The organism is Caldisericia bacterium, from assembly GCA_021158845.1.
Taxonomy (GTDB): Bacteria; Caldisericota; Caldisericia; order B22-G15; family B22-G15; genus B22-G15.
Genome location: JAGGSY010000108.1, coordinates 1 through 22,202, shown reverse-complemented (window position 1 = coordinate 22,202; position 22,202 = coordinate 1). Strand labels below are relative to the sequence as shown.

The 22,202-nt window shown below is 37.1% G+C and carries 28 protein-coding genes; 10 read left to right on the top strand and 18 right to left on the bottom strand.

The features are described 5' to 3' along the window. Positions 1–76: 76 nt before the first annotated feature. The 18 genes from J7J33_04215 to J7J33_04130 are packed head-to-tail and all read right to left on the bottom strand — an operon-like array spanning position 77 to position 14,633. Positions 77–814, bottom strand: coding sequence for a nucleoside phosphorylase (locus J7J33_04215; protein ID MCD6168495.1), 738 nt, complete (start codon positions 812–814; stop codon positions 77–79). A gap of 3 nt (positions 815–817) precedes the next feature. Then, on the bottom strand, positions 818–2,116 hold the full coding sequence (locus J7J33_04210; GenBank protein ID MCD6168494.1) for an amidohydrolase: 1,299 nt from the start codon (positions 2,114–2,116) through the stop codon (positions 818–820). Then, a complete protein-coding gene (locus J7J33_04205) occupies positions 2,113–2,487 on the bottom strand; it encodes a hypothetical protein (protein MCD6168493.1) in 375 nt (124 codons plus the stop codon). The genes J7J33_04210 and J7J33_04205 overlap by 4 nt, the downstream gene beginning before the upstream one ends. A gap of 7 nt (positions 2,488–2,494) precedes the next feature. Next, positions 2,495–2,986, bottom strand: coding sequence for a GTP-binding protein (locus J7J33_04200; protein MCD6168492.1), 492 nt, complete (start codon positions 2,984–2,986; stop codon positions 2,495–2,497). Next, positions 2,967–3,494, bottom strand: a complete 528-nt coding sequence (locus J7J33_04195) for a hypothetical protein (GenBank protein MCD6168491.1) — start codon at positions 3,492–3,494, stop codon at positions 2,967–2,969. Before J7J33_04195 ends, J7J33_04200 begins: the two co-directional genes overlap by 20 nt. Before the next feature lie 19 nt (positions 3,495–3,513). Then, positions 3,514–3,870, bottom strand: coding sequence for a roadblock/LC7 domain-containing protein (locus tag J7J33_04190; GenBank protein MCD6168490.1), 357 nt, complete (start codon positions 3,868–3,870; stop codon positions 3,514–3,516). 15 nt (positions 3,871–3,885) lie between these two features. Then, positions 3,886–4,836, bottom strand: a complete 951-nt coding sequence (locus J7J33_04185; GenBank protein ID MCD6168489.1) for a nucleoside hydrolase — start codon at positions 4,834–4,836, stop codon at positions 3,886–3,888. Beyond that, a complete protein-coding gene (locus tag J7J33_04180; GenBank protein ID MCD6168488.1) occupies positions 4,817–5,761 on the bottom strand; it encodes an ABC transporter permease in 945 nt (314 codons plus the stop codon). Before J7J33_04180 ends, J7J33_04185 begins: the two co-directional genes overlap by 20 nt. After that, positions 5,745–6,821 (bottom strand): ABC transporter permease, encoded by a 1,077-nt coding sequence (locus tag J7J33_04175; protein MCD6168487.1) that lies wholly within the window; start codon positions 6,819–6,821, stop codon positions 5,745–5,747. The genes J7J33_04180 and J7J33_04175 overlap by 17 nt, the downstream gene beginning before the upstream one ends. Before the next feature lie 2 nt (positions 6,822–6,823). After that, positions 6,824–8,347 (bottom strand): ABC transporter ATP-binding protein, encoded by a 1,524-nt coding sequence (locus J7J33_04170; protein MCD6168486.1) that lies wholly within the window; start codon positions 8,345–8,347, stop codon positions 6,824–6,826. A 53-nt stretch (positions 8,348–8,400) separates the two neighbouring features. Then, positions 8,401–9,468: a BMP family ABC transporter substrate-binding protein gene (locus tag J7J33_04165; GenBank protein ID MCD6168485.1), complete on the bottom strand. Its 1,068-nt coding sequence runs from the start codon at positions 9,466–9,468 to the stop codon at positions 8,401–8,403. Between the two features lie 37 nt (positions 9,469–9,505). Further along, positions 9,506–10,432, bottom strand: coding sequence for a nucleoside hydrolase (locus J7J33_04160; GenBank protein ID MCD6168484.1), 927 nt, complete (start codon positions 10,430–10,432; stop codon positions 9,506–9,508). Then, positions 10,413–11,324 (bottom strand): ribokinase, encoded by a 912-nt coding sequence (gene rbsK, locus J7J33_04155; protein ID MCD6168483.1) that lies wholly within the window; start codon positions 11,322–11,324, stop codon positions 10,413–10,415. Before rbsK ends, J7J33_04160 begins: the two co-directional genes overlap by 20 nt. Next, positions 11,321–12,691 (bottom strand): ADP-ribosylglycohydrolase family protein, encoded by a 1,371-nt coding sequence (locus tag J7J33_04150; GenBank protein ID MCD6168482.1) that lies wholly within the window; start codon positions 12,689–12,691, stop codon positions 11,321–11,323. Before J7J33_04150 ends, rbsK begins: the two co-directional genes overlap by 4 nt. Continuing rightward, on the bottom strand, positions 12,688–13,032 hold the full coding sequence (locus J7J33_04145; protein ID MCD6168481.1) for a type II toxin-antitoxin system PemK/MazF family toxin: 345 nt from the start codon (positions 13,030–13,032) through the stop codon (positions 12,688–12,690). The genes J7J33_04150 and J7J33_04145 overlap by 4 nt, the downstream gene beginning before the upstream one ends. A gap of 16 nt (positions 13,033–13,048) precedes the next feature. Continuing rightward, entirely contained in the window at positions 13,049–13,315 is a 267-nt protein-coding gene (locus J7J33_04140) for a ribbon-helix-helix protein, CopG family (GenBank protein ID MCD6168480.1), read from the bottom strand. Beyond that, complete coding sequence (gene rpe, locus J7J33_04135; GenBank protein MCD6168479.1) at positions 13,312–13,953, bottom strand: ribulose-phosphate 3-epimerase; 642 nt, start codon at positions 13,951–13,953, stop codon at positions 13,312–13,314. The genes J7J33_04140 and rpe overlap by 4 nt, the downstream gene beginning before the upstream one ends. Next, positions 13,950–14,633: a PASTA domain-containing protein gene (locus tag J7J33_04130; protein ID MCD6168478.1), complete on the bottom strand. Its 684-nt coding sequence runs from the start codon at positions 14,631–14,633 to the stop codon at positions 13,950–13,952. The genes rpe and J7J33_04130 overlap by 4 nt, the downstream gene beginning before the upstream one ends. A 67-nt stretch (positions 14,634–14,700) precedes the next feature. Between J7J33_04130 and J7J33_04125 the strand changes: the two genes are divergently transcribed. The 10 genes from J7J33_04125 to J7J33_04080 all read left to right on the top strand — a co-directional run. Then, positions 14,701–15,462 (top strand): type III pantothenate kinase, encoded by a 762-nt coding sequence (locus J7J33_04125; GenBank protein MCD6168477.1) that lies wholly within the window; start codon positions 14,701–14,703, stop codon positions 15,460–15,462. Next, positions 15,459–16,406: a tRNA dihydrouridine synthase DusB gene (gene dusB / locus J7J33_04120; GenBank protein ID MCD6168476.1), complete on the top strand. Its 948-nt coding sequence runs from the start codon at positions 15,459–15,461 to the stop codon at positions 16,404–16,406. The genes J7J33_04125 and dusB overlap by 4 nt, the downstream gene beginning before the upstream one ends. A 10-nt stretch (positions 16,407–16,416) precedes the next feature. Then, complete coding sequence (locus J7J33_04115) at positions 16,417–17,313, top strand: quinate 5-dehydrogenase (protein ID MCD6168475.1); 897 nt, start codon at positions 16,417–16,419, stop codon at positions 17,311–17,313. Positions 17,314–17,322: 9 nt separating this feature from the next. Next, positions 17,323–17,844: a transcription elongation factor GreA gene (gene greA / locus J7J33_04110; GenBank protein MCD6168474.1), complete on the top strand. Its 522-nt coding sequence runs from the start codon at positions 17,323–17,325 to the stop codon at positions 17,842–17,844. Between the two features lies 1 nt (position 17,845). Next, positions 17,846–19,300 (top strand): lysine--tRNA ligase, encoded by a 1,455-nt coding sequence (gene lysS / locus J7J33_04105; GenBank protein ID MCD6168473.1) that lies wholly within the window; start codon positions 17,846–17,848, stop codon positions 19,298–19,300. Continuing rightward, a complete protein-coding gene (trpS, locus tag J7J33_04100) occupies positions 19,300–20,283 on the top strand; it encodes a tryptophan--tRNA ligase (protein MCD6168472.1) in 984 nt (327 codons plus the stop codon). The genes lysS and trpS overlap by 1 nt, the downstream gene beginning before the upstream one ends. Further along, on the top strand, positions 20,280–20,516 hold the full coding sequence (locus J7J33_04095) for a DUF2007 domain-containing protein (GenBank protein ID MCD6168471.1): 237 nt from the start codon (positions 20,280–20,282) through the stop codon (positions 20,514–20,516). Before trpS ends, J7J33_04095 begins: the two co-directional genes overlap by 4 nt. A gap of 201 nt (positions 20,517–20,717) precedes the next feature. Next, complete coding sequence (locus J7J33_04090; GenBank protein MCD6168470.1) at positions 20,718–21,143, top strand: SoxR reducing system RseC family protein; 426 nt, start codon at positions 20,718–20,720, stop codon at positions 21,141–21,143. 36 nt (positions 21,144–21,179) lie between these two features. Next, a complete protein-coding gene (locus J7J33_04085) occupies positions 21,180–22,004 on the top strand; it encodes a DUF4388 domain-containing protein (protein ID MCD6168469.1) in 825 nt (274 codons plus the stop codon). Next, positions 22,005–22,202: hypothetical protein (locus tag J7J33_04080; protein ID MCD6168468.1), on the top strand; the 198-nt coding region annotated here is incomplete at its 3' end. It abuts the gene before it with no gap.

The following is a 22,202-nucleotide window of genomic DNA, read 5'->3' as shown; positions in this document are numbered from 1 at the left end:
CATTTCAGACACACCCCAGAATGTCCACAAGGATGAGATAAGAAGCATAAGAATGAAGGCTATATTTCCGGGAATTTTACTTCTTATTCTCTTCATGATACATTCTCAAAAGAGTCTCAAGGGCAATTTTAATAGCAGTGTTCTCCCCTTCTTTATACTTTCTCTCTGAACCTTTGGGTTTAATCTTTCCCAAGGTAACATTTCCATCTATGGCAAAAATGGCACCAGATCTTACTTTTCTTCTTTGAGAGACAATAAAAACACATCCACTCTCCATCTCCACTGCTTGAACACCGGATTCAACAAAAATCTTAAGGGTCTCTTTACTGTAAGGAATGTAAAAGGTATCGCTGGAGGCTACAACTCCATAAAAAACTCTATTTGAAAATTCCTTTGAGACCTCAACCAGTTTTGATAAGACAACAAAGTCTGGGACTGCTGGAAAACCTAAGGGAAGATACTTGGGAGTGGTTCCATCATCCCTTATACTCCCTGTGGCAACGACAACATCTCCCACATCAATTTCTGGATTTACTCCACCTGCACTACCAACTCTTATAAAGACCTTCCCTCCAAGATGTATGAGTTCTTCCAGGACTATTGCAGTGGATGGAGCCCCCATACCTGTTGTTGCAACTGTAAGTTTTAAATCCTTGTAATATCCTGTATATGTTAAAAGTGATCTGTAAGAATTAACAAGTTTTGAGTCATTAAGAAATTCATCTGCAATCCTCTTTGCTCTATCTGGATTCCCAACAAGTATAACATAGGGAGAAATATCTTCTCTCTCACATTTTATATGAAACTCACTCATCTTTTACACTCCAAATGTTTGCATCGGTTTTTCATCTCTCTTTACAATCATCTTATCCCTTATTCTGTTTGCCTCTCTAACCACTTCGTCAACATCAATGGTTAAAAGTTTACCATTCTTCACAACAATCTTTCCATCAACAATGACTGTATCAATATCTCTATCTGAAAGGGAGTAAAGAATGTTTGCAAATATGTTTGTATCAGGATTCATGTTTGGAGAATCCTTTTTTATGAGTAATAAGTCTGCAATAAACCCTTCCTTTACTTCACCAATATCTTCTCTTCCAATAAATTCACCTCCAGTGGAAAGAAGAGGTATCAATTCTTCCACCCTTCCAGTTTCAGGGTTTCCTGTAGAAATTTTTGCAAGAAGTGCAGCATCTCTTGCCACTTCAAATATGTTTATGTTTGAATTTGATGCTGGACCATCTGAGGCAAAGGAAACTTTTATACCCTTCTTAATTGCTCTTGGAAGTAAATCCTTAACTACTCCAAATCTCATGTATGTCTTTGGTGCATGAGAGATGTATGCTCCTACATTTTTTATGAGATCAAGGTCTGAATCGGTGGCAAAGTATGCATGGGCGAGTATGGTTCCTTTTTTCAAGATTCCAATGTCTTTTAAATACTCAATAGGTGTTCTTCCCTTCTCTTTCAAACTTTTGTCTATCTCCCATTGCTCCTCTGAAACATGGATATGAGATTTTAAACCGGTACTTTCTGAAATCTCAGCAATTCTTTTCAAAAATTCTTCAGGACATATGTATGGAGAGTGAGGACCAAGACTTATGGTGAGTCTCTCGTCAAGACCACTGTATCTTTCAGTAAAATTCATGGCTTCCTTAAACTTCTCCTCCCAACCCTCTCCTGTTCCAAAAACAGCCCATGCAAGATCCGCCCTTATTCCAGATTCTTTGTACGCCTTATAGGCTTTATCCATATAGAAATAGTGATCACAGACAAGGGTAACTCCAGAGAGAAGCATCTCTGCCACTCCAAGAAGTGTTCCAATATAAACACCCTCTGGCGTGAGATTCTTCTCATAAATCCAGATGTGCTTGTTAAACCAATCAAAGGTGGTTGTATCCTCAGCACTTCCTCTTAAAAGTGTCATAGCCACATGAGCGTGGCAGTTGGTAACCCCTGGTGTTAGATAGAATTTACTTCCATCTATAACCTCTTCTTCACCATTAAGACCCTTTCCAATCTTCTTGATTCTGTTTCCCTCTATTAAAACATCCACATCCTTTTTAACACTTAAATCTTTAAAATTTAGAATTGTTGTGTTTTTTATAATCATGATCTCTCCTTTAAAAGTTCAAGTATTTTACCTCTATGCTTATCCACCACATACTTCATCAATCCAATGTTAATCTCATCACCAAAGATAGATAGAATATATTTACTATTAAGAAACGGAACAATGTATGTAAATCCTGTCTCTTTTTCAACAATTATTCCCCTTATCTTTTCTTTGTGAAAGAAGTTCTCCATTTTAAACATCTCTCTTATGCTTAAAGATATTGACATTGGGATTTCTTCATAGATTCGTCCATTCAATGATATACCTTCAACCATAAACCCATTGGAATCAGAAATGTATATAGCTACAGAACCCTTCACCCTATTCAGAATTATATTTAATACTTCTCTCAATCTATTATCTTCCATTTTTATCTCAGAGTAAATTTAAAAGTTCATCTAAAATATCTTTCTTAATATCTGAATCCTTTGCAGAACCAAATACAAAGTGGTAATTCTTTGGCTTTAAGAGTGTAGAAAGTTCTTTTTCCACATTCAAATCCCTCCCGCTTGACTCTCTAAGATTTATAAAGAAGAAACCTTTTAATCTCTTTTCTTTTAATAGAGATATAACCTCTGAATCATACCTGGAGATACCAAGCGAAGGATCAAAGACATATATAAACAAATCTGCACCCTCAGAAATAACATCTCTTACAATTTCAAACCTCCTCTGACCAGGTGTTCCAAATATGTGGAACCTTATTCCATTTTTCTCTATCACACCGAAATCAAGAGCAATAGTTCTCCCTTTGTACTCTATATTTATAGAATCTGGAATAAGAGTCTTTATAAGGGTGGATTTCCCAGCTTCAGCATTGCCAAGCACAACAACCTTAACCCTTCTCTTAAATCTTCTCTGTTCCATACTTAGCAAGTCTTATTAGAAGATCCCTTCTTATACCAAGAATTTTAATCAAACTTTTATAGAAAATATAGGAGATTAAAGAGATTCCCTCATTGAGAATGTGGTTTAGGGCTAAATTTACCTTTATAAGTTCATCAGAAGTTAAATTATTATTAATCAATTTTTCGATGGTAAAATCAACAATGAAGGAGGATAATGATATTACATATTCTGGCGGGATCAAATTTTTAAAATGTGTCTTTGCTATCCTTGAAAACCATTCTGCTATGGTCTCACTGTCTCCACTAAATATGGATAGGTAGAATTCTGAATCCTTTGAAATTAAACTCCTTGCCCTTTCATCATCCTTTAGGACCTCTGATCTCTCCATAAGCTTTCTTGTTTCTTCCTTTAATAGTATCTTTTCAACAAGTCTATTTGAAAACTCTTCCGAGTAATTCTTCAATATATCATGGAATTTTGAGAGTAAAATCAGATCTTCCTCTTTAAAATCTAAAAGAGTATTCATATTATCTTAACCCTCATAGTTAAAAAGACCTGGTTAAAGATTCAACGATCTTTGGGGCAACTTTCCTAATAACATACCTTGCCATTCCTATATTCATGCTTCTATCACCCATAAGGAACAAAATCCATTCATCGCTTATTATCTGGACAAGAGCTATGCCATCTTTGTACTGAAGAATGATCTGGTCAAGCTTTCCAAGTTTAGCCTCTTCCCCCAAAACTTCAGTAGTGCCAAGAGTAGAAGATGCAAGAGCTCCAACGGTATCGATGTCAAGATCCACCATTCCAACAGAGGAAATAACCAATCCATCTCTTCCGACAACCAAGGCACCTTTTGAATGTTCAAGTCTGAGAATCTCCTTTAGAACCTCGTCCATGCTCCCTCCTTTAGTTCAACCTTGATTTTTTAATTTTTGATCAAAATATTTTATCATATCAAATATAAGATTTTTGAATTTTTTTACATCCACCTCAAAGGCAACATCTGCATTGGGGTCTTTTCCTGTAATCCTATAAACATCGACTACAGTCTCTCCCCTTGTAAATTCTCCCCTTGTCTCAATATCTACATGAAGATACTCTGTCTTAAGTATAGATGGATCAATAACATAGGAAACAGCGAGAGCATCGTGTAGTGGTGCACCATTAATTCCAAAGACTTCTTTGTTGGTTGAAGCGAAGAATTTAAGAAGAGGAGAGATGACTCTTGAAACCCTACCGTTCATCTTCCCTATCTCTTCTATATCATCAAAGGATAAGAGTGTTTTGTTCGTAACATCAAGTCCTACCATGGTTATGTTAACACCTGATTCAAATACAATCCTCGCCGCCTCTGGATCCACAAAGATGTTAAATTCAGATGCTGGAGTTATATTGGAATCAAATACTGCACCACCCATAAGTACGATTTTTTCTATCTTCCTCTTTATTTTAGGCTCCTTCAGTAAAGCCACAGCAACATTTGTAAGTGGACCTGTGGGAATAAGATAAACACTCTCATTAGAGTTCATCGCTGTTTCAATAATAAAATCTACCGCATGCATATTTGATGGCTCAACTTCAGGCTCTGGAAGATCCGCCCCATCAAGTCCAGATACTCCATGTATCTTTGGTGCAACAACGAGGTCTCTGAACAATGGTTTGTCAAAACCTCTTGCAACCACTACATTCTTTTCTCCTATGAGAGTAAGGGTTTTAAGTGCATTTAAAAAAGTTTTCTCTCCTGTCTGATTCCCTGCAACAGTTGTTATTCCAAGAACATCAAGTTCCTCTGAATAGAGGGCAAGCATTATTGCCATCATATCGTCATGACCGGGGTCACAATCAAGTAGTACTTTCTTCACTTATCTTTTTCCTCCTCTTTGTTCTTGCCATTGCCCGTATTGAATAAATTGTCAGTGCGATAACGGTAGCTATGTATGGAATCATTTGGATAAACTCTGAAGGAATCTCAAGGGATGCAAGATATATTGCAAGTGCATTAACTATTCCAAAAAGCAATGAACCAAGAAAAGTGCCAAGGGGTAAATTTCCACCAAGGGCAGATGCAGCAATTGCAATAAACCCTCTACCTGCAGTCATATCCCTTGAGAACCATGATACATAACCCATGGAGAGATAGAGTCCACCAAGGGCACCAAAAAATCCAGATAAAAGTAGGGAGTACATCTTTATCTTATTCACATCCACACCCACAGATTCTGCGGCATCTGGATTCTGACCAACTGCTCTAATTCTTAATCCAAGAGGTGTCTTATATATGATATAGTAGAAAATTACAACGGAAATCAAAGCAAAATATGTTAGTATATTATGCCCACTTATAATCCTTCCTAAAATTGGGATATCCTTTATTATCGGAATTTGATAGGAGGGAAAGACAAGACTCTTTAAAGAACTTGATGTTCCCTTATCATGAGCAAATATGTAGAGGAAGAATATTGTTATACCCGATGCAAACATATTTAAAGCTATAGCTGCAAGAATTATATCTGCTTTTAATTTAAGATGGAAGTATCCAAGGAGTGCTGATAATCCAACACCAGCAAGTATTCCTGTAATAAGAGCAAGGAATAGACTCCCAGTAAAAGCGCTTACCATAACGCCGGTAAAAGCAGAAACAAGCATTATACCTTCAAGAGCAATGTTTGTGGAACCTGCAAGGGCAGAAATTGCAACCCCAATTGCAGGGTAAAGTATTGGAGTCATAACTCTTAAGACAGCGAAACCAAAATCAGGAGAGAGTATACTTTTAAGAAGTGGGTTCATGCTCTACCTCCTTTCTCTCTGCCTCCTTAACAGTTATTCTGTATCTCCATTGCTCAAGGAATGCCTCTGCTGTAATCAATAGAATTATAATTGCCTCAATGACTGTAACCATCTCTGATGGTATATCCGATAGAAGGTTAAGAACCTGACCTCCAACTCTTAGATATGCAAGAAAGAGTGAAGCAAGAACAATGGATATTGGATGATTTCTTCCAATAATGGCAACAACAACTCCATCCCATCCATATCCAGGAGTCATCTGCCAGTTAAACCTCCTGTGTATTCCCATAACCTCTGTCATCCCTGCAATACCTGCTATAAAGCCACCGATTACCTGAGATATTACTATTACTTTAAAGACATTGATACCACCATACCTTGAGAAATGGATATTAAAACCTGTCATTCTGATTTCATAGCCAAGAGTTGTATGATAGAGGAAGAAGTAAACAAGTATTGCAAAAACAAAGGCAAGTACAATTCCCCAGTGTATTCTTGTGCCAGGTACAAACTGTGTAAGCCATGCAGTTTTTGGTAATTGATAGGATACCAGATAACCAGCTGATTTATCTCTGAAGTGGTAGTTTATTATATATAAACCAAGAAAATAGGCTACATAGTTCAGCATAAGAGAAGAAACAAGCTCGCTGGCATTCCACTTTGCTTTGAGTATTCCAGGGATAAATCCCCAGAATGCACCAACAAGACCTGCTACAAGAAGAACAAGGGGAATATGAATTATGGCTGGCATACTTGTTGATACAGCAAAGGCAGTTCCTATAGCTGCACCAATAAACAAAGCTCCCTCTGCTCCAACATTAAATTGCTCTGCCTGAAAGGGAACTGCTATGGCAAGTCCGCAAAAAATTATTGGAGATGCAGTTTCTATCAAATTTCCAAATCTACTTTTGGATAAAAATGGTCCCAAAAGGAAAGATTTAAGGGAAAAACCAGGATTTTTACTTATCACATATATAACAAAGATGCTTATTATTAATCCTATAGCTATAGCAATTATGGTTCTTATAAGGTTGAAATACTTTAAAATAAACTTCTCCATATCTACTCCTCCCGCTTTATACCCAACATGTATGGACCAAGATCCTTACCTGTAAGACCATCCACCTTGTTAAACCTTGCGACTATCTCTCCATTGTAGATTACAACTATTCTCGTGGAGAGTTTTAGAACCTCATCAAGATCTGCTGAGACAAGAAAAACTGCACTTCCTTCATCTCTTACTTTGGTGAGAAGGTTGTGAACAAGCTCCTCAGAACCAACATCTATTCCTCTCGTTGGCTGATCAGCAATTAAAACCATGGGGTTGGAAGAAAGCTCTCTTGCCACTACAACCTTCTGAATATTTCCACCTGAAAGAGAGGAAATTGTTGCCTTAGAGGAACTGGCAAGGATGTTAAAATCCTTTATAAGTTTACTACTGTAATCCTGTATATAGTTCCAATTCAACCTTACTCCTCTTGAAAAAGGACTCTTGTAGTATCTATCAACTATAAAATTTTCTTCAATAGTTGCCTTATCTGCAACTCCATTCTTCATTCTATCCTCTGGTATATGAGAAACCTTCCTTTCTCTAATCTCTCTTGGAGAAAGACCTAAAATATTTTCTCCTTTAATTAAAATTTCTCCACTGGTTGCCTCTCTAAGACCTGTAAGTATCTCAACAAGCTCTGTTTGACCATTTCCCTCAACTCCAGCAACTCCAAGTATCTCACCAGCTCTAACTTCAAAGGAGATGTTTTTTAAGACCTCTATATTTTCTTCATTTACATAGGAAAGATTCCTTACAGTAAGAAGTGGCTCTCCAACTTTTTTTGGGGGAGGAATCCTTTCAAAACTTATCTCTCTACCCACCATCAGATATGCTATATCATGTTCAGTCAGATCCTTTGCATCTTTTGTGGCAACAACCTTCCCATCCCTCATAACAGTTACCTTATCAGCAATCTCTTTTACCTCCTTTAGTTTGTGGGATATAAAGATAATCGTCTTACCATGTTTTTTAAGTTCCCTCAAGGTTTTAAAGAGAACCTCCGTTTCCTGTGGTGTAAGCACTGATGTAGGCTCATCAAGAATCAATAATTCTGCATTCCTAAAGAGAGCTTTAAGAATTTCCACTCTCTGTTTTATACCTATAGGAAGATCCTTAATCTTTTTATCTGCAGGAACTTCAAGCCCATACTTTTTAGAAACCTCTTTTGTTATCTCAATGGCTTTCTGGGTATCAAGGAAGAATCTCCCTTTAATAGGTTCTGAACCAAGAACAAGATTTTCACTTACAGTCAAATCAGGGGCAAGCATCAAATGCTGATGAACCATACCAATTCCAATTTTTATTGCATCAAGAGGATTTCTTATATGTATCTCCTTTCCTTTGTAATATATTTTGCCCTCCTGGGGTTTCTCTATACCAAATATCACCTTCATCAAGGTTGTCTTTCCTGCTCCATTCTCCCCCACTATGGCATGGATGGTATTTTCTTCTATTTCTACACTAACGCCCCTATTTGCAATAACACCATTGGGATAAATCTTAACTATATTCTCTACAGAAAGTATAACTCCCATCCTTCCTCCATTTAGAAAAAGCCGGGAGAGGAGCCTCCCGGCTAATTAATTTTTTACTGACCGAAAGCTGTATCTACTACTATTTCTCCATTAACAATCTTTTCCTCAAGCTCCTTTATTTTCTTTCTAAATTCCTCTGGAACAAGCTTCTTGTAGTTTTCATTATCAGCAATACCTACACCGCCTTCTTTAATTCCAAGTGCCTCTGCCTTTCCATATTCAAGTTTTCCTTCCATATGGAGTTTTATTCCTCTGAAGAGTGAGTTATCTACATTCTTCATCATGGATGTTACAATGTGTGCTGCCTTCTCTGGGTCGCTATCCTTAAACATAAGGTACTGATCTGAATCAACACCTATTGCATACTTATTCTTCTCTTTTGCAGCATCAAGAAGCCCAAGTCCTGTTTCTCCTGCAACATTGAAAGAGATATCTGCTCCCTGATCATACTGAGCAAGAACAAGCTCTTTTCCCTTTGCAGGGTCACTGAAGGATCCTGCATAGGAAACAAGAACCTTTATATCAGGATCAATGTAGTGTGCTCCCTGAATGTATCCAACTTTGAAGTCGTTGATGACAGGGATATCCATTCCACCAAGGAATCCAATAGTCTTATCAGGATTTGCAAGGGGCATATCCGAAGTTGTTATCATTGCAGCAAGGGCACCTACAAGGAATGAACCTTCGTTTTGCTTGTAAAGGATTGAATATACATTATCAAGATTTCCCTTTGAATAATCCACTGTTGTATCAAATATAAAGTACTTCTTGTCTGGATGCTTTGGAGCAATTTTTTCAAGATTCTCTGTCATCTGCCATGTTCCCACAATTATAATATCCCAATCACCTTCAGAGAGTTGTTCAAGATCTGGCTCCCATCTTGCGGGGTCATAACCACCCTCAATAACCTTTCCCTCAATTCCAAGTTCCTTTATTGCTCTCTCTATACCTCTATTAGCGGAATCAAAGAAAGACTTATCCCCAAGGGTTCCATTGATGTAGAGAACTACCTTGAGTTTCTTTTCAGGTGGTTGCTCTTCTTCCTTCTTCCCGCATGCGGTTAAAGAAACCAAACCCGCAACTAAAGCTAAAACAACCAAAATTGATAAAATTTTTTTCATTTCTTCCTCCTTTTTCCTACAGTTTTTATAAAATTTCTTATTCTCTCTCACCTCCTTTCAAATTAATGAGAGTTTCCTTAAGAAGCTCAACAAAAACATCTCTATCAAGTTCTACAACTATCTTCAACCTCTCTCCTTCAAGCAGGACACTTGCTCCTCTCATAGTAGTGTAGTTAAGCTCCATCTCCATGTCTCCAAGGATGACTTTCTTCGCCACTCTCTCGTCTATCACATAAGCCATCGTCAAGGGGTCAGGAAAAACCTCTCCTCTAATTCCATAGAATTTCTCTATAAAGTTTATTGGTGTCTTCATAAGTTCAAGAAAAAGCTCTCCAGATTTAGAACCATCAGGGACAATGGCTTTTATCTCCTCTTCAAGAAACATGAGTTTTACAATTGGGTCCCATGGAACAATAGTCATTGGAATACCAGAGTTTATAACAAATTGGACTGCTTCTGGATCCTGATAAAAATTGAACTCTGCAAATCTTGTAACATTTCCTGTCTCCAGTGCTCCACCCATTGATACAATTTCTTTAACATAATTTTTAAGTTCAGGATACAGATTGATAGCCATGGCAATGTTAGTTAAAGGACCAAGTGTAACAACGATTAGACCTTCATTCTCTTTGGCAAGTTTAAAAATTGCATCTGGTGCTTTTATAGTTTCCTCTTTCTTATCAGTTTCTGGAAGTATAACTCCCCCAAGACCATTCTCACCATGAATTTTCTCTCCTCTTGAAAGCTTTTGAATTAGAGGAACTGAGGCACCTTTAAAAACTGGTATATCCTTTCTTCCAAAATATGAAAGTAATCTTAAAACATTATCCGTAACCTGATCCACATAGGTATTACCAGAGACAGTGGTAATACCAACAACATCTACATCCTTCCTTGAAATAGCCATCATAATAGCAATTGCATCATCAATACCACAATCCGTATCAATAATTAACTTTTTCACCCTTCTCCTCCAAAAAATTAATTATTTCCTCCTTTAATGGAGATGATGTGGCTGCACCTTTCCTTGTAACAGAAATAGCAGAAGCTGCGGATGCATACTTTATGGCATCTTTCATGTTCATTCCCAGAAATAGGGCAGAGGCCAATGAGCCGTTGAATGTATCACCTGCTCCTGTGGTATCAACTGGATTAACATTAAAGGAGGGGAAGAAAAAACTCTCCTCTTTGTTCATATAGAAACCTCCTCTTTCACCCATCTTTACAATCACGCTCTCTGCCCCATAATCCAAAAGCCTCTTTGCACCATCCACCACCTCACTGTTTCCTGTGAGTCTTTTAACTTCCACCTCATTGGGTGTAACTATGGTGCAGTAAGGAATTACTCTTAACAGACTCTCATCAACAGGTGTGGGATCAAATATAACAGTCCCTCTTTTTTCATGTGCTATCTCAGATAATTTAACATTTGCTTCAATGGGAATCTCTCCCTGTAAAAGGAGGAAATCACCCTCTTTAAAATCCCTCCTTAAAATATCCACCTCTCTTTCCCCCACCAGTGCATTTGCACCAGGTATTATAACTATTTTATTCTTCCCCTCCCTATCCACATTTATAAGAGCAATACCTGTGGAGACATCTTTTACCTTCTCAAGGTTAGATTCCACAGAAAACCTCTTAATCTCTGCTTCGACAAATTTACCAAAGTAATCATCCCCCACTCTTCCCAAAAATAGAACATCGCCACCTGCTTTTTTAGAGGAAACTGCCTGATTTGCTCCTTTACCTCCCTGATTCATAAAGAAATTTTTTCCAACAAGAGTTTCCCCTTCCTCTGGGAATCTCTCAGAGTATACAACCAAATCTACATTGATACTTCCCACAACAAAGATCATAAGCTTGTCCCCTTCACAACCATATCAACTATCTCTCCTATTTTAAACTGGTTCCTTCCTCTCATGTATGTATTTATAACATCTTTCAATGCCTCTTTCCACTTCAAGGGGATAGATTCAGGGTCTAAAACTCCAAGAATTCCTAACGCTTCACCAAGATTACAATCAACATCAAAACCACTCCTTGAAATTATCTCTACAGTCTTTAAAAAATCACCCTTTCCAAACATAAGCCCCATCAGTACAATGGCAATGTTTGGGTAGAGATGAATCCAATTGTATCTTTCAAATCTTTTGTATATCCACTCCCTTACCTCCCTCCAGTTATCTTTCTCCTTGCACATCTTGTATGTGGTCTCAAGAACACTCCTTAACTCGCTTCTCTCTGGTATAAATTCCATAGAAATCTCTATTAATTTTTCAATATCCTCTTCAACAAAGGCAAGAGATGTAAGAATGGCTACGAACATTTCTCCATAAACTCCATTTTTATCATGGGAAACCACACCATCTATGTATGAAAGATAGGATGCCTTGTAAGGATCTCCTGGAGATAAGAGTCCAGGCATATTTCCTCTCATTGCTCCACCTATCCATTCATTGTAGGGATTGTTAAACTGACCTGAGAGAGGAGGCATTATGCCTCTCTTTATATTCATAAGAGCAATGAGTTCTGCACTCCAACCAAAAGGTATTCTTTTCACCCAGCCCAACGCAATGTCTTCACTTGTAATCTTTCTTCCCTTCTCTAAAAACTCAATGAGTAAATTTAACTCATAGGTAATATCATCATTTGTTGTGTCTACCTCATTATCAAGATAAAAGGAGAAATCTTTGTATGCACTCTCTATCTCCCAATAAGGATATCCTTCAATCTTTGTTCCAAAACTTCCACCAGAGATCATCCCGTATAGTCCACCTTCTATCCTCTCTTTTATAGAGGTTGGAGATTTTACAGTAACCTTTGGAAAGGCTTTTTCAATCTCTCTCCAGTTCATTGGATGAATAAAACTATTGTATGGATGATCCATGTTCTTTTTTAAATTTGGAATTAAACTAAATATCTTTGATGTAACAGAGATTAATCCCCCTATATCCTCCTCTTTAAGAAATTTCAATCCGACTGGAAGGAGTTTTTCCATCTCTGAAACATCAAATCCTCTATTTTCTAAAGCTTGCACACCGGCAATTATGAGAGATTCCCTTGCATTAGATCCTGGAACATAACTTTCCCACAGAAGTTTTGTTAGGAGTTCCTCACTCTTTATAAGTGGTTCTATCTCTCCCCAGTGAGATGCCTTTTTAACCAGTTTATCATTATAGAATAGATTTTTAGCGTAAATCCATGCTTTAAATTTCGAACTCATATCTTAATAAGCCCTAAGGAGAATTTAAGAGCTATATCTACCTTCACCATGGTTGATTTCTTGAGTTTTCCTATTTTCTTTAAGAGCCTTCTCTTATCAATGGTTCTAATCTGGTTGAGAAGTATAAAACTATCTTTATCCAATCCTCCTTCATTTCTTTCTACCTTTATAACAATGGGATACACCTCTTTAACCTCCTTTGATGTTATGGCTGCCACTATCACTGTCGGCGAATATTTATTTCCTATATCATTCTGTATTACAAGAACAGGTCTTATTCCACTCTGCTCCGAACCCTTTGATGGAGAAAGATCCACTAAATAGATATCTCCTCTCCTGATTTGACTTTTTTTTTACTCATTTGAAATACTTGAATATGTCCCTAAAGATTTCCTGTTCAACTTCAAAAAATTCTCTGGACAAAAGCATGCTTGCCTCTGACGACTCCTTGTATCCCTTTATCAGTTCCTTCTTGATGCGTGTCTTCCTATCCTCCATGGCAATATAGAAGGTAATGACCTCTTTTAGAAATTCATCCCTCTTCTTTCTCTTTCTCTTCGCCTTCTTTTCTACTGCCTCCAGGAGTTCAGCAGGCAGTGTAAGAGTGATCTTTTCTTCTCTCATTTTAGTTTCCTCAACTCATTTAATGCCTTTTCTATATCTTTAAAGATAAAACTCCCAAACACAAGAATGTCTACTCCCATCTCCTTAAGAACCTCAGCTATCTCAAAATTTAATCCGCCATCTACCTCTATCTCGAAACCGAAGTTTCCCTTCTCTCTAATTTTACATAACTTTCTAATTTTTTCAATAGATGAGTCTATAAATTTCTGTCCTGAAAAACCAGGGTTCACACTCATAACAAGAACAAAATCCACAATATCTAACACCTCTTCAAGAGAATTAAGGGGAGTTCCTGGATTTATAGCAACTCCTGCCTTTACTTTACTCTTCTTTATAGTATTTAAAATCCTGTTTATGTGATAATTTCCCTCTATGTGAACAGATATCATATCAACTCCAGAATCAATAAATCTATCTATAAATCTTTCCGGATTCTCAATCATGAGATGGGCATCAAGGGGCAAAGATGTTAAACTCCTTACAGCCTTTACTATGGGAAAACCAAAGGAGATGTTTGGAACAAAATGACCATCCATTATATCAAGGTGTATAATGTCAGCTCCAGATCTCTCCAGAAGTTTAATGTCTTTCTTTAAATTAACAAATTTAGATGCAAGTATTGAAGGTGCTATCTTCATGGATTCACCACTAAATCAACAGACGAACCAGAAGATGCGTATGTGAGAGGTGCAGGATCCTGATTCCATACAATTCCTGACGGATATGCAGGATTTCTCTTTTCAACAATCTTTCCTATGGTGTATCCACTTGTTATCACCTGACTCTTTGCCTCTTCAAGGGAGAGACCTATAACTGATGGCACCTGACCAAGAACACCCTTTGAAATTTTAAGATTTATGGGGGTTCCCTCCTCAACAAGCGTCTTTGGAGATGGCTCCTGCTCAAGGATTATTCCGACCTTCACATTTGGATCAGAAACCTCCTCAATTTTTCCAATTACAAGCTTCTTCTCATAAATCAACTCTTGTGCATCTCCAAAATCCATTCCTACAAAATCTGGAACTTCAACCTTTGGAGGCCCATTACTTATGGTAACATTTATAATCCTGCCCTCTTTTACAAGAACATGGGGATTTGGTTCCTGTGTAACTATGTAGTCTATTGGAAACTCTTTGGAAAATTCTGTACCAACGACTTTTATAAGTAAACCTTTCTCCTCAGCAAGTTTCTCAGCATCCCTTATCCTCATACCAACAAAGGAGGGCACGGAAACCAATTTACCTTTTCCCCTGGTACATGAATAGAGAGGGATCATAAGTATCATTATTAGCATCAGAGCTAAAATTTTACTCTTCATGCTTTTATTATATCAAAAGACAATCTTTATGATAAAATTCCTTTGAATAAAAGAAAAGGAGGATGAAATGGTACTTACAATTGACATAGGAAACACAAACATTTTACTTGGTGTTTTTAAAGGTAATGAACTTTTAAAGAACTGGCGTCTTGCATCAAGAACGGCAAGAACATCTGATGAGTATGCCCTTGACATTCTAAGCCTTTTATTTTTTGAGAAATTAAAACCAGAGGATATAAAGGGTGTAATAATATCCTCTGTTGTGCCACCTCTGGATCCTATATTTGAAAGGTGCATTGAAAAGACCTTTCATATAAAACCCATCTTTGTAAATCTTGACCTTGACTTAGGAATAAAGATTGACATAGAGAATCCAAAAGAAATTGGAATGGATAGAGTTGTGGGTAGTGTAGCTGCATTTAACAAAACAAAAACATCAACAATTGTGGTTGATTTTGGTACTGCCACCACATTTGATGTGATAAATAGAGAGGGTGTCTTCATCGGTGGAGCAATTGCACCTGGTATTCTCACATCCCTTGAGGGACTTTTCTTGAGAACTGCAAAACTACCAAAGGTTGAACTTTCAATTCCACCATCAGTTATTGGAAGGGACACAGCTAATGCTATAAGATCAGGAATTCTTTATGGGTGGGGAGGTATGGTAGAGAGAATTGTTGAAGAGATAGAAAAGAGGATTGGAAAAGCAAAGATTGTTGTAACTGGCGGTGTTGCACACCTTGTAACACCTCTTATAAGAAGGGAATTTTTATACGATAGATTCTTAACCCTTGAGGGTTTAAAGATCGTTTATGATAGAAATAGATGAAGATAGGAAACTTAACAACTGAATCCAACATATTCTTAGCACCTCTTCATCGCTTCAACGACCCAGCTTTTTTAAACTTGTGTAGTAAGATGGGCGCAGGAATAGTTTTTACAGGAATGGTATCCTCCTATAAGATAGTAAAAAAAGGGATAGATTTTAAAATTATCGGAGACACAAAACCAATTGCCATCCAGATATTTGGAAGTGATGAAAAAATAATGGGGGAGGCAGCAAAAGTATCTTCTGATTTTTTTGATTTAATTGATATAAACCTTGGATGTCCATCAAGAAAGGTTTTTGAGAGCGGCAGTGGAAGTGCTCTTTTATCTGATTTAAAGAAGCTAAGAAAAATAATAAGAAGTGTTGTAAAAAATGCTTCAGTACCTGTAAGTGCCAAAATAAGATCAGGTATCAATAAAAGAAATAAGAGTTTTATTGAGGTAGGAAAACTCCTTGAAGAGGAGGGGATAAGTATGATAACTCTTCATCCAAGAACAGTAGACATGGGATTTTCAGGCAAAGCAGAGTGGGAAGAGATAAGAGCCTTAAAGGAAAGTGTGAAAATCCCTGTAATTGGAAGTGGAGATATTAGAAACTACCTTGATGCAGAAAGAATGATTAAAGAAACTGGATGTGATGGGGTTATGATTGGGAGAGCAGCAATTGGAAATCCATGGATATTCATGGAGATAAAAGACTACCTCTACAACAATAAAATTCCAGTAAGAGTGTCATTAAAAGAAAGAATAGAGATGATTAAGTTACATGCAAAACTTCTTTTAGAGAATTTTGATGAGAACTATGCACTGATCCAGATGAAACTGCATGTTCCAAAGTATTTAAAGGGATATTCAGGTATAAACAGGTTGAATAAAATCTTAAATGGGGTAAAATCTATAAAAGAACTCTTCTCCCTTTTGGAGAAATTTAAAATATGGATATAAGAGGTGAAGGATGAAGAGGGTAGTAAGCGTAAGTCTTGGTTCTTCAAAAAGAGATAAAAAGGTTGAGGTTGAAATACTTGGTGAAAAGTTTAGCATTGAGAGAATTGGGACTGATGGAGATATTGAAAAATTTATGAGTCTCCTTAAAGAACTTGATGGAAAGGTTGATGCCCTTGGACTTGGTGGAGCAGATCTCTACATAAGCATAGGTAAAAAAAGGACAACCCTTAAAAGTGTTGAAAATATGATAAAGGATGTAAAGAAAACTCCCATATGTGATGGACAATGGCTTAAGGATACTTTAGAAAAGAAGGCAGTTTTTTACATAAAAGAGAAGGGATTTATTAAAGAGGGAACAAAGGTGTTGGTTGCTTCAGGGGTGAGTAGATACGGAATGGCTGAGGGTTTTTTAGAGGCAGGATGTAAAGTTTTATTTGGAGATATGATGTTCTCCTTAGGAATTCCAATTCCAATCTATAGACATTCATCTTTCCTCCTTCTTGCATCTATAATAGTGCCTATAGCAAGGAGACTCCCTTACAAGTGGCTTTACCCAACAGGAGAATCACAGGAAAAGGTAAAACCAAAGTATGAAAAATACTACAAATGGGCAGATGTGATTGCGGGAGATTTCTTATACATAAAGAAGCATATGCCTGAGGATCTAACAGGGAAAATTGTATTTACAAACACTACTACCCTTGAGGACAGAGATTTTCTTAGAAAGAGGGGAGTAAAACTTCTTGTAACCACTACGCCTGAATTTGATGGAAGAACCTTTGGTACAAATGTTATGGAAGCGGTCATATGTGCATATACAGGTAAGAAACCTGAAGAGTTGACTGAGAAGGACTACTATGATTTAATAGATGAACTGAACATAAAACCCAATATAATAGAACTTTAAGGAGGAAGAATGGAAACAAAGAAGGATAAGGTGATAACACCTAAGAGAGATAAAGTTTATGTAACAAAGGAAGGATTAAAGAGACTTGAAGAAGAGCTGGAATTTCTGAGGAATGTAAAGAGACCAGAAGTCAGTGAGAGACTGAATGCAGCAGTTCAATCCTTTGGAGAACTTGCAGAAAACCCTGAATATGAAGAGGCAAAGAGAGAGCAAGCTTTTGTAGAGGGAAGAATACTTGAGTTGGAAGACCTTTTATCCAAAGCGGTTGTGATTGATACAGGGAATCTCTCAAGATTACAGGTTGGAATGGGAAGTAAAGTGAAAATAGAAATAAAGGATTTGAAGAGAAAAACACGTGAGATAAAGGACTTCATGATTGTAAGTAGTGTGGAGGCAGACCCTGAAAAGGGAATGATCTCCAATAAGTCTCCAATAGGAGAGGCATTGCTTGGGAAAAAACCAGGAAATGTTGTAAAGGTAAAGATACCAAAAGGAGAGATACTTATAAGAATTCTTGCAATAGAGAAGTAAAATGGAAGAGAGAGAGGTTAGATTAAAGAAATTAGAAGAGTTAAAGAGTCTGGGTGAAGACCCATATAAGACAAGATTTGAAAGAACTCACTCTTTAAAAGAGATAAAGGATAACTATCCTTCTCTTGAAGGAAAAGTTGTAAAAGTTGCAGGTAGAGTAATATCCAAGAGACTTCATGGTAAGGCAAGTTTTTCCACAATAAGGGACTTCTCTGGTACACTTCAAATATACATAAGGTTTGACAATGTGGGAGAGGAGACCTACAAATTCTTTAAAAAGTTTATTGACCCTGGAGATTTTATTGGTGTAGAGGGAGATGTATTTAAAACCCACACAGGTGAGATAACCATAAATGTAAGGAAACTAACTCTACTATCAAAATCTATTAGACCTTTACCTGAAAAGTATCATGGAGTAAAGGATGTAGAGGTAAGGTATAGAAAGAGATACCTTGATCTCATAGCAAACCCAGAGGTCAAAGAAATATTTATAACAAGAAGTAAACTTATTAAGACAATGAGAGAGATTCTTGAGTCCTTTGGTTTCATTGAGGTTGAGACACCGATGCTTCAGCCAATCCCTGGAGGAGCAACGGCGAAACCATTTGTGACATATCACAATGCCCTTGATATGAACCTATACTTAAGAATTGCACCAGAACTTTATCTAAAAAGGCTTATAGTCGGGGGATTTGAAAGGATATTTGAGATAAACAGAAACTTCAGAAACGAGGGAATATCAACTGTTCACAATCCAGAATTCACAATGCTTGAGCTCTACTGGGCTTATGCAGATTACAAAGATATGATGGAACTTACAGAGAAACTAATATCAGAGACTGTAAAGAGAATAAAGGGAAGTTATATATGTGAATTTAAAGGAGAAAAGATAGACTTCTCTCCTCCATGGAGGAGATTTACATACAGAGAACTATTTGAAAAAGCAACAGGAGAAGATATAGAGAAGTTTAAAGACATTGACTTTGCACTTTCTTATCTTAAGAAGGAGGGAATAGAGTTAACAAGAAAACCAAACTTTAAAAACATCGTTGATGAAATATTTAAAGAGAAGGTGGAGGGTAATCTCATCCAGCCTACAATAATATATGACTTTCCTGTTGAGATGTCTCCCCTTGCAAAGAGAAAAAAGGATGAACCAGATTGGGTGGAGAGATTTGAGGTATTTGTGGGAGGTATGGAGATAGCAAACGCCTTCTCAGAATTAAACGATCCCATTGATCAAAAGGAGAGATTCCTTGCACAGGCTAAGGAGAAGGCAAAGGGAGATGAAGAGGCGCACTTCTTTGATGCAGATTATATAGAGGCACTTGAACATGGTATGCCTCCCACTGCAGGACTTGGAATAGGAATTGACAGACTTGTTATGATAGTAACTGGAAAAGACTCCATAAGGGAAGTTATTCTATTTCCGCAGCTTAGAAAAAAGGAGGAATAATGAAGAGAGTGGTTTCTGGCATGAGGCCAACTGGAAAACTTCACCTTGGAAACTATCTTGGAGCACTGAAAAACTGGGTCAGTATTCAAGAAAAGTACGACTGCTACTTCTTCATTGCTGACTATCACTCCTTAACAACGAAGTACGAACGCACAAGGGAAATCAGATCAAATCTTGAGGAAGTTGTAATGGATTGGTTATCTGCTGGTCTTGATCCAGAAAAATCTGTTTTGTATGTTCAATCTGGTCTACCTGAAATTCCCACACTTCACCTCCTCTTTTCAATGATAGTTCCAATGCCATGGCTTGAAAGGAACCCAACGGTAAAGGAGATGGTTAGAGATCTCAACTTGAAGGAGAATGTGGGATATGGACTTCTCGGTTATCCTGTTCTTCAAGCTGCAGATATATTAATAGTAAAGGGTGAATTTGTACCTGTGGGTAAAGATCAACTTCCTCACCTTGAATTAACACGAGAGATAGCGAGAAGATTCAACTATCTCTACGGAGATTTGTTTCCTGAACCACAACCACTTTTAACAGAAACACCTATAATAAAAGGAATTGACGGAAGAAAGATGAGTAAGTCTCTTGGAAACCAGATAAATCTAAGTGATGAAAAAGAAGAGATAGAATCAAAGATAATAAGAATGGTTACAGATCCAGAAAAGATAAGAAAGGGTGATCCAGGGCATCCCGATGTATGCTCTGTCTTTTCATACTATAAAACCCTGTTTCCAGAAACTGCCCATACCATTAAAAAGGAGTGTGAATCAGGAAAGAGGGGTTGTGTTCAATGTAAAAAAGAGCTTGCAGATAGAATATACAAAAAACTTGAACCCTTAAGAGAGAGAAGGGTAAAGTTTGAGAACAACAAGAAACTTCTGTGGGATATAATAAATTTTGGGACAGAGAAGGCGAGAAAGATAGCAAAAGAAACAGTTAAGAAGGCAAAAGAACTCATAGGGATAGATTACATATGAAATTAAAAAAATTGGTTGCTGTGGATTCATTGTTTACTGCAGAACTAATAGAGAAGTTCCTTGAGGAACAGGGGATACCGGTAGTGATAAAGAGACCAGACATGTTTGATAATCCCTACCTTGGAAGCACTGGTCCAAGAGAACTCTATGTTAACGAACTTGACTTTGAAACAGCAGAAAAACTTCTTGAGGAATCGAAGATAGTGGAGAATAGAGATAATCTTGAAGAGTAGTTATGGGTTTGATAAAATTAAGTTAACCCTGGGAAGGGTTGTGTCGATCTGGATGGGTTGGGCCAACACCGAGATAAAAGGGATTCTTAATCTATAACTGTTTCCGGGATGGAAGGTTATAGAGGCGAATCCCACCTGCTATGGAGCAGGTTCAAGCTCATCTAATCGCACCCCCTCCCGGGGTTTAATAGGAAAAAAGAAATGAAAGAAATTGGAAAGGTTTTAAAAACTGAGGGTAATTTTTCAATTGTAGAGGTTGGAGGGAAATACTGTGAGACCTGTTCTTTAAAAGGTCACTGTCTTTTATCAGCACAAAGAGAGAAAAAGATTAAGGTAAAAAATCTCGTAAATGCAAAAGAAGGAGATATTGTTATAGTGAATGTTCCGTCAAAAAAGTATCTATCAGTTACCTTTGTAATATATGTACTTCCAATAATTTTTATGCTTATAGGTGCGTATGTCGGAATTAAACTTGGGACAATACTTGGCATTAAAGACCCCAACCTATCACCAATAATTTTTGGATTCTCGTTCCTCTTTCTTTCATTTATCCTTGTGAGATCTTTATCAAATATTATAAATTTTAGACCCGAGATAGAAAAGGTTATTGAGGAATATAAAAGTTGATGGAAGTAAATATAAGATTTAGTTTTAGGAGGAGAGATGGGAATCGAGGGCAACATTAAAGATTTTCCTCTTACAGAGGTTTTGAATCTCTTAATATTTAGTAACAAGAGCGGAATATTGAAGATCTATGGAGTATCAAAAGGAGAGAAATTTAATGGAGAGGTATACATTGTCAAAGGGAAAATAATGGATGCAAAATTTAACTCCAAAAAAGGCGAGGAGGCATTGTTTTCCATCCTTTCACTTGAGGATGGAAACTTCAATTTTGAGGCAAAGGAACTTAATATAAAGGAAAATATAAAAACTCCTATGGAATCACTCATCCTCGAAGCTATAAGAAGGAGTGATGAGACAAAGGAGCTTTACAAAAAGATTCCCCCCACATCAACACTTCTTGAAACTAATCCGAACCCTCCAACAAAGGAATTTAAACTATCATCAGATGAATGGGTTGTACTAAATCTCTTCAAAGAGAAAAAAACCATAAGTGAAGCTATAAAGGAATCTCCCCTATCTGAATTTAAAACAGTTAAGGCAATCTATGCACTTCTCTCCCTTGGACTTCTTATAAGAAGTGAGAGAGAGGAGATAGATATATCCACGATCATTCCAAGAAGAGCCCCTCAACCTGTTAGAGACGCCTTATCCATACTGGGATTTGGTGGAGGAAGAGACAGGTGCAGCAGATTCTATGCAAAAGTTGATGGAGAAAAGAGTTTAAAAGAAATAAAAGAAGAACTTGGAATGAATGATAAGGAAGTTCTTGAGTGTTTCATAAAGCTTCTAAAGGAAACAAGAATCATATCAAATCTATCTATAGATAAGTTAAAATTTATTGAAAAGAGGTTAAAGGAGGGTTAAATGAGATTAGCAGATCTTTGGCAACCTGCACTGATCGGTTTAATTTCTGAATTTTTTTTACTACTTGCATTAAGGTTTAGAAGAAGAATGTCGCTTACATTCTTCTATATTTATACAGGTGGTATAATGGCTTTGCTTCAGCTTTCAATACAGAGAGCAAGTCCGGTGCTTCCTGGAGGATTATTCTTTAGATACACT

What these genes read in the sequence shown, in the direction of transcription:
- J7J33_04215 (MCD6168495.1), bottom strand. Translation starts at nt 814, where the DNA reads ATGAGTGAGTTTCATATAAAATGTGAGAGAGAAGATATTTCTCCCTAT.
- J7J33_04210 (MCD6168494.1), bottom strand. Translation starts at nt 2,116, where the DNA reads ATGATTATAAAAAACACAACAATTCTAAATTTTAAAGATTTAAGTGTT.
- J7J33_04205 (MCD6168493.1), bottom strand. Translation starts at nt 2,487, where the DNA reads ATGGAAGATAATAGATTGAGAGAAGTATTAAATATAATTCTGAATAGG.
- J7J33_04200 (MCD6168492.1), bottom strand. Translation starts at nt 2,986, where the DNA reads ATGGAACAGAGAAGATTTAAGAGAAGGGTTAAGGTTGTTGTGCTTGGC.
- J7J33_04195 (MCD6168491.1), bottom strand. Translation starts at nt 3,494, where the DNA reads ATGAATACTCTTTTAGATTTTAAAGAGGAAGATCTGATTTTACTCTCA.
- J7J33_04190 (MCD6168490.1), bottom strand. Translation starts at nt 3,870, where the DNA reads ATGGACGAGGTTCTAAAGGAGATTCTCAGACTTGAACATTCAAAAGGT.
- J7J33_04180 (MCD6168488.1), bottom strand. Translation starts at nt 5,761, where the DNA reads ATGAACCCACTTCTTAAAAGTATACTCTCTCCTGATTTTGGTTTCGCT.
- J7J33_04175 (MCD6168487.1), bottom strand. Translation starts at nt 6,821, where the DNA reads ATGGAGAAGTTTATTTTAAAGTATTTCAACCTTATAAGAACCATAATT.
- J7J33_04170 (MCD6168486.1), bottom strand. Translation starts at nt 8,347, where the DNA reads ATGGGAGTTATACTTTCTGTAGAGAATATAGTTAAGATTTATCCCAAT.
- J7J33_04165 (MCD6168485.1), bottom strand. Translation starts at nt 9,468, where the DNA reads ATGAAAAAAATTTTATCAATTTTGGTTGTTTTAGCTTTAGTTGCGGGT.
- rbsK (MCD6168483.1), bottom strand. Translation starts at nt 11,324, where the DNA reads ATGATCTTTGTTGTGGGAAGTATCAATGTAGATTTGGTTGTATACTCT.
- J7J33_04150 (MCD6168482.1), bottom strand. Translation starts at nt 12,691, where the DNA reads ATGAGTTCGAAATTTAAAGCATGGATTTACGCTAAAAATCTATTCTAT.
- J7J33_04140 (MCD6168480.1), bottom strand. Translation starts at nt 13,315, where the DNA reads ATGAGAGAAGAAAAGATCACTCTTACACTGCCTGCTGAACTCCTGGAG.
- rpe (MCD6168479.1), bottom strand. Translation starts at nt 13,953, where the DNA reads ATGAAGATAGCACCTTCAATACTTGCATCTAAATTTGTTAATTTAAAG.
- J7J33_04130 (MCD6168478.1), bottom strand. Translation starts at nt 14,633, where the DNA reads ATGAAGAGTAAAATTTTAGCTCTGATGCTAATAATGATACTTATGATC.
- J7J33_04125 (MCD6168477.1), top strand. Translation starts at nt 14,701, where the DNA reads ATGGTACTTACAATTGACATAGGAAACACAAACATTTTACTTGGTGTT.
- dusB (MCD6168476.1), top strand. Translation starts at nt 15,459, where the DNA reads ATGAAGATAGGAAACTTAACAACTGAATCCAACATATTCTTAGCACCT.
- J7J33_04115 (MCD6168475.1), top strand. Translation starts at nt 16,417, where the DNA reads ATGAAGAGGGTAGTAAGCGTAAGTCTTGGTTCTTCAAAAAGAGATAAA.
- greA (MCD6168474.1), top strand. Translation starts at nt 17,323, where the DNA reads ATGGAAACAAAGAAGGATAAGGTGATAACACCTAAGAGAGATAAAGTT.
- lysS (MCD6168473.1), top strand. Translation starts at nt 17,846, where the DNA reads ATGGAAGAGAGAGAGGTTAGATTAAAGAAATTAGAAGAGTTAAAGAGT.
- trpS (MCD6168472.1), top strand. Translation starts at nt 19,300, where the DNA reads ATGAAGAGAGTGGTTTCTGGCATGAGGCCAACTGGAAAACTTCACCTT.
- J7J33_04095 (MCD6168471.1), top strand. Translation starts at nt 20,280, where the DNA reads ATGAAATTAAAAAAATTGGTTGCTGTGGATTCATTGTTTACTGCAGAA.
- J7J33_04090 (MCD6168470.1), top strand. Translation starts at nt 20,718, where the DNA reads ATGAAAGAAATTGGAAAGGTTTTAAAAACTGAGGGTAATTTTTCAATT.
- J7J33_04085 (MCD6168469.1), top strand. Translation starts at nt 21,180, where the DNA reads ATGGGAATCGAGGGCAACATTAAAGATTTTCCTCTTACAGAGGTTTTG.